The following is a 7635-nucleotide window of genomic DNA, read 5'->3' on the forward strand; positions in this document are numbered from 1 at the left end:
ACCCTATTGCGCTTCCCAATGCCCAGCCTGCCACTTATACGCTCCGCCTTCCCTAGCCCCAGTAGCCTGCTATCCAAACAGCGTCTGGATAAGGCGCGACCCCATACACTTTTTACTGTGGTGCCGGAGGTGCCAGTACAACTACGGGAAACCCCACTTCGACAACTACGACCCGATGAACTCCCACGCCGACGTAGCAGCCTGCGCCGATCGTTGACCCAACAACCATAATCGGAACAAAGATCCGGAGAAATCCCGTCATAAATACCCACTATTAAGAAATTATTAGCCCAAGAACTTAAAAAATGCAAATCGCAGAAGAAACCTAAATTGATCGGTAAACACGAACCAATGCGAAGAACCAATGGGGGCAAGTCATGATGAATGGCTTTGTCGCGAAAATTTTGAATTTTGATAGTGTTCCTGACTTTTTAGGTGTCTGAGGTAATGATCAGTTTCAAGTGGAAGCATTTTAAGCGGGATATTATATTGATGCTAGTCAGGTGGTACCTTGCCTATTCTCTGAGCTACCGAGACATTGAGGAACTGGCTCTGGAGCGTGGATTAAAGGTTGATCATTCGACCATTAACCGTTGAGTGATTGAATATGTTCCTCTTCTGGAAGAAATTTTTCGCAAGCATCACAAGCGTACAACAGGGATTTCCTGGAGAGTGGATGAGACGTATATAAAAGTAAAGGGGTAATAGTTGTACCTGTATCGTGCAGTTGACAATGAAGGCAATACCGTGGATTTTTTCTTTTCAGAAAAGCGTGATGAACCAGCAGCACGGGCATTTTTCAGTAAAGCCATTGGTTCAAACGGCTTTCCGGAGAAGGTAACCATGGATAAAAATGGCGCCAATAAAACAGGTATCGAGGCCATTAACCTGCAGCTGGCGCTGCTGGCGGGCTGTTCTTTCAGATTGCCATGAGACAAATTAAATACTTGAACAACATTGTGGAGCAGGACAACCAGTTTATCAAAAAAATCACAAAACCCATGAAGGGATTCAAGGCATTCAATTCAGCACAAGCTACACTAGCGGGAATTGAGTTGCACCACATGCTTCGAACAAGACAGCATGTGCAGACAGGAAATCAGTTGATATCCGCTCACTTTTACTATGGAAAATCCAGGTAAATTTAGGATAAGATTGTACTTCAGCACTTTAATCTCCTTTGCTGGCTACCACTCCAGTGGAAGCAGCCTATTCTCCCTCTCTTTTTCCTGCAATCAGAATCGAGCAAGATACCTTCGAGAAGCAAATTACTATCTATCTAAGACCAGACCTATAGCTTCAAATAGTGGAAAAATTGAACGAAGACAACAAGAAATCATGCAACTTTGGGGAAGTTCTATGGCTTTACTTTCAACTACTTTAGCGACAGCAACCGACCTAAACGTTTTTAGAACGGCAGTTCTCATCACTGTAAATCCTATTCTCGATGCAATAATTTTAACCCTTAAAAATTATTTAGAGGAAGATTCTGCAAATAAGTACAAGAGTGCTGAAGAGATAAAGTTTGAAACTAAAAGCCAATTATCGCTTGAGCATTTCAACAGTATGAAGACAAAAGTAAATTCCTTAGGATTTTTTTCTGTAGAAACTGCAAGTTCTTTTGCAAAACAAATGCAAGAAGATGTGACCGTTTTAAATCAAAAAATGAGCAATATTTGATTTTTCGATGTATGAGGATCGTTAACAGGTTTTATTGCGTAGCTCAAAAATAGATCAATACAAGAAGCCCATAAAACCATTCAAAAATTTGACTTCTAATTGTATCATTCGGATTCATAATCGATCACAATCCATTGCTCTTTGCATTTAAAATAATATAGTACACATTTTCAAGGTAAGCCCTTTTTCTTATTACTGATAAGAAAAAATATCAAATTAAATAAGATGAAAATGATTTTAAATTAACAGCTCTTTTACTTCGACCAGTTCCTAGTAATTTGATATCTTGAAATGAAATTAAATAATTCTTACTGCGCATTACTCTATCAGACGCATAAAATATGTTATAAATACATTTCCTATTAATTATTAAGATAAAATTATGAAAAAAGAAACAGAACTACGTTGGGGAGGTAATATAAATGCATATGGTCCTGGCGTAAAGATTCAAATATATTTAAATGGCTCATTTGTTTATGCACCACGGAAAAATACCCCTCAAGATCCGAAGGGCCGTCAACATCTGACTTTTTCATTTGGATCCTCAGAAGTTTCTAGTGCAGAGGCTGAGTATCTTAAAAATTTAATACTTAGTAATCGAGTTCCAAAAAAATCTTATAGGGATTATCCTTATAAAAGTGGACGACATATAGAACTGATTGGTTTATCTGATCTGTGTGTTCGTGCAGTACTTAGAATTTTAGCAAATCGATATGATTTTTCTGATGGTGAAAGAGACTCTTGCAGTACTCAAGCTCAAGAAAAATTTTTATCAGCACTTAATGTCAAGGAAGAAAATATTTCAGAAGACATATCCTTTACTCCCAGAAGAAATTTTTAATTTGAAATAAATTTTTAGGGGCATTGATAATTCGAGATGACTAGTATTACCGCTAAGGTTATAAAAAGAAAATAATGTTCTTATTAGAATAAAGCCACGAATCCAAAAGATACTGTGTTTTGGTTCGTAGAATCCCCATTATTTTGTTGAATTTTTTTAAATACGCCATAATCTTGTTCATTCTCATATTCAACAAATGCATTAAGGCCAGGCATAAGTCGATAATAAGGTCTGAAAATATAACGCATTTGATTTAAACCATTACCCACCTCCGCTTCTAATACAGTTTTAGAAGCAAGGATACTGCGCGCACCAATCCTGATGAAAAAATTATTGGTTATTTGAGTATCTCGAGAAAGTTCTACATCAAGTTTCACGCTGCCACGATAATAATAAGTTCTTACATCTGTATCAATGTACCAAGGCATAACTCCTTCGATACCTACTCCTGGTTGCCAATAAGGCTTAGAAGTAGGTTGATTAAAATAATTGACTCCACCTTTAATAGCCCAAAACTGACTTATTAAATGCCAGTAAAAAATATCAAGATCAGCGTTTTCAAGCGTTCCTTTATATAACTCAGCATCCTTGATTAGTAGTTCCAATTTGTTATAGTCAAAACCATATAATCCTTTATAGTTCAGTCGTTGTACGTTATTAAAAGGATCGGCACCGATATCTAAAAAGGTAGCTAACCATAACCCGGCATGATGTGCCATTGGATGTTCTACAAATGATGTATCAATAGGCCGTACCTCATCAACTCGCACAATCGGGCGATTAGAGTAGGCTGTTTGTTTTATAATATCCTGCGGCTTATCTTTGCCTTGTATAATGCCAATGAGTGTTGTGTATTGAAACGTACGAGACATTCCCGTCATCATATGATAGAGAAGATGGCAATGGAAAAACCACTGTCCACTTGCTTCAGTATCAAGATCAGCAGTTATAGTAGCTCCTGGAGGAATGCTAAGCGTATGCAATAAAGGATCATACCCCTCTTCTCCTTTGCGTAAAATAAACCAATGCCCATGAATGTGCATGGGATGATACATCATCGAGGAATTGGTAAAAATAACACGATAACGTTTTCCAGGCTCTAATGGTATAGGATGTACTTTATATTCAGGGGCTCCATTAATAAACCAAATAAATCGATCCATATAGCCAAACAATTCCATATTAATTACGCCAGCAATAGGCTTATCAGGATCGTTAGTCGGACGCGCAGCCTGCATTAGTTGATATTTAGTTCCTAATGAGGTGCGATATGTTGAATCAGGTGACTCAATCGTGTCCCCCATTCGTGTAGGCTCTATTGGCATGGTCATTGTATGCCCCATGGACTTGTCGTGTGACATACTCATATCATTCATTTTACCCATAGATTCAGGCATTTTTTTATGCATAGAGTGAGCCATAGAACCATGGGACATCTTTTTAGAAGAATGATGCATTCCTATATCATTCATATCCATTTCATGAGTATCATTAGCCATAGACATCAAAGAATGCTTCATTTCCATAGGCGTTGATATGCTAGTGTTCTTTTTTCTATGTTGAGGTAAAGAGCCCTGTTTCACCTCGCCCATCATAAAATCCATCATTTCTCTAGTAACAGGTAATGGTTCTGGAAAAGAACTAACCTGCTGGTAATTAACCACTTGATGGGGATGAGTGATTAAAGCCCCTACTGCAGCTCCAACTGTGTCTCTCGACTCCGCATAAATAATGTAGGGCTTATCTTTTTTTATTTTTACTAAAACGTCATATGTTTCACCAGGAGCTATAGTAAAGTCCTTGATGTTATAAGGTATAACATCATTTCCTTGAGCATGAACCATTTGCACATTAGTTTCTGGTATCTTAACCCGAAATATAGTATTTGCCCCTGCTCCAATAAAACGTAATCGGACTACATCACCCACTTTAACTGAACCAGTCCAAGGAGTTTTTGGCGAATAACCATTGATCAAAAAAGTATCATAAACAATATCATTAAGATCATAAATACTCATTCGCATTTGTTGCATCATCTTGTAGTCAGTTAATAATTTCTGACGTTCCGCTTTAGATGCTTTATGATAATCATGAATAAATTTGCTTAATGACGGTTGTAAAGGAAATCGAGGACCATAATAGTCACCATCTTTTTTAAGCTTAGCCAGCACCTGCTTTGGATTGGTGTTGATCCAATCAGACAGTACCACTACATAGTCTTTTGTGTAGCTATAGTTTGATGGAATTTTTGGATCTACCAGAAAAGCCCCATACAGGCCTTGCTGTTCTTGTAATCCAGCATGTGCATGATACCAATAAGTCCCCGATTGCTCTAATGTAAATTGATAACGAAAAGAACCACCAGGTGGTATTGCCTTTTGAGTAACTCCCTCCACTCCATCCATCTGCCAAGGAACAAGAATACCATGCCAATGAATTGCGGTTCCTATATCTAAATGATTGTGAACTATAATTGTTACCTCGTCTCCCTCTTTGAAGTGCAATGTAGGTGCCGGAATTTGATTGTTTACAGCAATCGCTGGGCGTATTTTCCCTGTAAAAGATACTGACTTGTAGCCTACATTTAAATGAATTACGCGGTGTGCTGCAAAAAGAGTTGAAGCAAAACAAAAGCTTACAACAATAATTCCTAAAACTATTTTCTTCACTAAGTCCCTTCCTTGCACATGTTGTGATTTAACTTTGGAAATGTAAATCGTTTACATAGTTTAATATACTTGTACTTTTAGTCTAATTAAAACCAAATCAGTTCAGGCTTTTCATGTGCTACTAAGGCTAGTGTTCCACGCTTTGGATAGATGCCCTGATGAAAATTTTTATGCCATTATTAGTGCACTAGATCTGATCCGATTGGGTTTAATATAAAAATTTACCATTTTTCGGGTTTGGAATTAAAAAGATCCTTATCTCCTGATTCGGGAATAGCAAACATTAAGTTTAATTTAGAACAAGGTTTATCTTCTTCTGTAACCAAACGTGCCTCAACTGTGATACTACTGCGTGGTAATAGACATTATTTCGAACTATGATGCGGGAGAAGTAGAGTCTCTCCGAGCACGCCTTTAAATCAGAGCTTAGCTCAAAATTTACCGTCTCACAAAAATTGTAGGGATGAAACACTGCCTAGTCCCTATTAATATTCTTGATCTATATTAATAGTCAATTAAGTGTTAGAGTCCTAATTAGTATATTTAATTATTCCATCTATTTTCTTCTTATTGTCTATCTAGGGAAATTTCATTTTTATCCTGCAATTTCTTTTCATTACCTCATAGTCATTAGGAGCAATTAGCTATTTCTATAGGATATCTATGAGCTATCAAACGTGTCATTATTGTTTAGAAATTAAAAATGATTTTTCCTTAAGAGGTAAGTCTCGAGCTAAAAATGGAAAACTTCTTTGCTATCACCTCTGTCCATCATGTACCCAAAAGTTAATTGGCATCAATAGCTTCTCTGATAAAGAAGGTCGTCAGCTTTTTTTAAAAGTAGTAAAAGAAAACGCTCAAAAATTTCCCATATATGTTGATGAATAGTTTCCTTAAGATTAAGGTTTAATATTTAGATAATCCACATATATACCGGAACGTCATATGTAAATAAAAAGCATAATTAAATATAAATTTAAAGAGCTACACATTAATAAGAACTGGTTCGAAATTCCTTTTCTATCAGATGCGTTTTGTTATTAGTAATTTGGCCATTGTAATTACCAAATTCCCCCTTCTGCTGGGTTAGCATCCAGATAAAAAGAGAGTCTAAATTGTTTCCCGAAGACTGATTAATTTCAATGTCATCAAAATATATTTTTGCAGTATAAGTAAACATTTTATTCTCAATATGAAAGTATATAGGAGCACTATAAGTGCGAACTAAGAAAGGTATAATATGATTAAGCAAGGAAAAATAAGAAGATAAAATGTTTATACAATCCTTTTTTATATTATAGCATAAATAGTAGTTAAGGGATTTAAACACGCAATACTCCAAATAAGATTGACTTTTAACCTTAAAGAGTAGTAACCTAGTCTCAGCTAGAAAATGTCTATTTTATACTCTCCAAATCGTCGTTTTATTCATTTAATCCCTCGTTCTGTAGTTTTTAATTCCTGACCGGTTTCCGGCTAAATTCGCCTATATAGGCATTTTAATAAACACTTAAGGATACTTATGTCTAAAACAGTAAACGGAGTCGTTAAATGGTTTAACGAATCAAAAGGGTTTGGTTTTATTGAGCAAGATTCCGGGCCGGATGTATTTGCTCACTTTAAAGAAATTTTAAGTTCTGGCTTTAAAACCCTCACAGAAGGTCAGCGAGTACAATTCATTGTGACGCAAGGAGCAAAAGGTCTTCAAGCACAAAATATAATAGCTCTTTAATTTAAGTAGTTAATATTATTAAACCACTATATCTTCTGAAGTTGTAGTGGTTACTTGGAGAAAACGACAATGAAGCAAAATAAAATTTATGTAGGCAACTTACCCTTTGGAATTACTGAAGAGGCATTACAAGCAGAATTTTCTAAATATGGTAAGATAGACGAGCTTCTTTTAATTAAAGATCGCTTTACTGGTCACATCAAAGGTTTTGGTTTTATAACCTTTAGCTCCCAACAAGAAGCTCAATCCTCTTTAAATATGAATGGGAAAATGCTGGAAGGACGTCCATTAAAAGTAACTATGGCCCAAGAGAAACATATGTCACGCGGACATCATCGATAATTTTATACTAATTTTTAAAAGCTTTAGCCGACAGATTATTCTATGTATTTTTTCCTATATATGTCAAAACCATTTTTATTCACAAAGAGTGAGTTGCAGCATTATTGAACGAGAAAAAGAGAATTATTGGAAAAAATTACTGTGGCAAAAACGTGACGTCAGGTGAGACCACACCAATGGGAGAAGTAGCTTCATGACTCAAACAAAACACTCGGATCAATACCTATCATTTACTCAACTCCCTCTTCGTCAAGAATTAATAAAGAGTCTTGCTTCTTCAAATTATGAAAATATGACCTCCATTCAAATGCAAAGTCTGCCCATAATTCTTCGAAATGAAGATATTATTGCTCAAGCAAAAACAGGAAGTG

7 protein-coding genes and 2 pseudogenes are annotated in these 7635 nt (G+C 36.2%); 7 read left to right on the top strand and 2 right to left on the bottom strand.

The window, feature by feature from the left end; all coding sequences use genetic code 11:
• Positions 1 to 447: 447 nt before the first annotated feature.
• The 3 genes and pseudogenes from Lsan_RS09265 to Lsan_RS09275 form a co-directional block, all read left to right on the top strand.
• Positions 448 to 1124 (top strand): annotated as a pseudogene (locus Lsan_RS09265) (IS6 family transposase); the annotation flags it as partial.
• A 31-nt stretch (positions 1125 to 1155) separates the two neighbouring features.
• The gene (locus Lsan_RS09270) at positions 1156 to 1680 is read left to right on the top strand and encodes a hypothetical protein (RefSeq protein WP_133134379.1); all 525 of its coding nucleotides are present in this window, start codon (positions 1156 to 1158) and stop codon (positions 1678 to 1680) included.
• Positions 1681 to 2062: 382 nt separating this feature from the next.
• A complete protein-coding gene (locus Lsan_RS09275; RefSeq protein ID WP_058514125.1) occupies positions 2063 to 2521 on the top strand; it encodes a hypothetical protein in 459 nt (152 codons plus the stop codon).
• A gap of 83 nt (positions 2522 to 2604) precedes the next feature.
• On the opposite strand, the gene Lsan_RS09280 is transcribed toward Lsan_RS09275, so the two are convergent.
• Positions 2605 to 5181 (bottom strand): multicopper oxidase domain-containing protein, encoded by a 2577-nt coding sequence (locus tag Lsan_RS09280; RefSeq protein WP_420324293.1) that lies wholly within the window; start codon positions 5179 to 5181, stop codon positions 2605 to 2607.
• 672 nt (positions 5182 to 5853) lie between these two features.
• Here Lsan_RS09280 and Lsan_RS09285 point away from each other — a divergent pair.
• The gene (locus Lsan_RS09285; RefSeq protein ID WP_058514127.1) at positions 5854 to 6078 is read left to right on the top strand and encodes a hypothetical protein; all 225 of its coding nucleotides are present in this window, start codon (positions 5854 to 5856) and stop codon (positions 6076 to 6078) included.
• Positions 6079 to 6181: 103 nt separating this feature from the next.
• On the opposite strand, the gene Lsan_RS09290 is transcribed toward Lsan_RS09285, so the two are convergent.
• Entirely contained in the window at positions 6182 to 6370 is a 189-nt protein-coding gene (locus Lsan_RS09290; protein ID WP_058514128.1) for a hypothetical protein, read from the bottom strand.
• Positions 6371 to 6712: 342 nt separating this feature from the next.
• Between Lsan_RS09290 and Lsan_RS09295 the strand changes: the two genes are divergently transcribed.
• The 3 genes and pseudogenes from Lsan_RS09295 to Lsan_RS23430 all read left to right on the top strand — a co-directional run.
• Positions 6713 to 6922, top strand: coding sequence for a cold-shock protein (locus Lsan_RS09295; RefSeq protein WP_058498931.1), 210 nt, complete (start codon positions 6713 to 6715; stop codon positions 6920 to 6922).
• 69 nt (positions 6923 to 6991) lie between these two features.
• On the top strand, positions 6992 to 7264 hold the full coding sequence (locus Lsan_RS09300) for an RNA recognition motif domain-containing protein (RefSeq protein WP_058514129.1): 273 nt from the start codon (positions 6992 to 6994) through the stop codon (positions 7262 to 7264).
• Positions 7265 to 7457: 193 nt separating this feature from the next.
• A pseudogene (locus Lsan_RS23430) lies at positions 7458 to 7635 on the top strand (ATP-dependent RNA helicase DbpA); the annotation flags it as partial.

The sequence above is a fragment of the Legionella santicrucis genome (assembly GCF_001468135.1).
GTDB classification, from domain to species: Bacteria; Pseudomonadota; Gammaproteobacteria; order Legionellales; family Legionellaceae; genus Legionella; species Legionella santicrucis.

What these genes read in the sequence shown, in the direction of transcription:
- Lsan_RS09285 (WP_058514127.1), top strand. Translation starts at nt 5,854, where the DNA reads ATGAGCTATCAAACGTGTCATTATTGTTTAGAAATTAAAAATGATTTT.
- Lsan_RS09275 (WP_058514125.1), top strand. Translation starts at nt 2,063, where the DNA reads ATGAAAAAAGAAACAGAACTACGTTGGGGAGGTAATATAAATGCATAT.
- Lsan_RS09290 (WP_058514128.1), bottom strand. Translation starts at nt 6,370, where the DNA reads ATGTTTACTTATACTGCAAAAATATATTTTGATGACATTGAAATTAAT.
- Lsan_RS09300 (WP_058514129.1), top strand. Translation starts at nt 6,992, where the DNA reads ATGAAGCAAAATAAAATTTATGTAGGCAACTTACCCTTTGGAATTACT.
- Lsan_RS09295 (WP_058498931.1), top strand. Translation starts at nt 6,713, where the DNA reads ATGTCTAAAACAGTAAACGGAGTCGTTAAATGGTTTAACGAATCAAAA.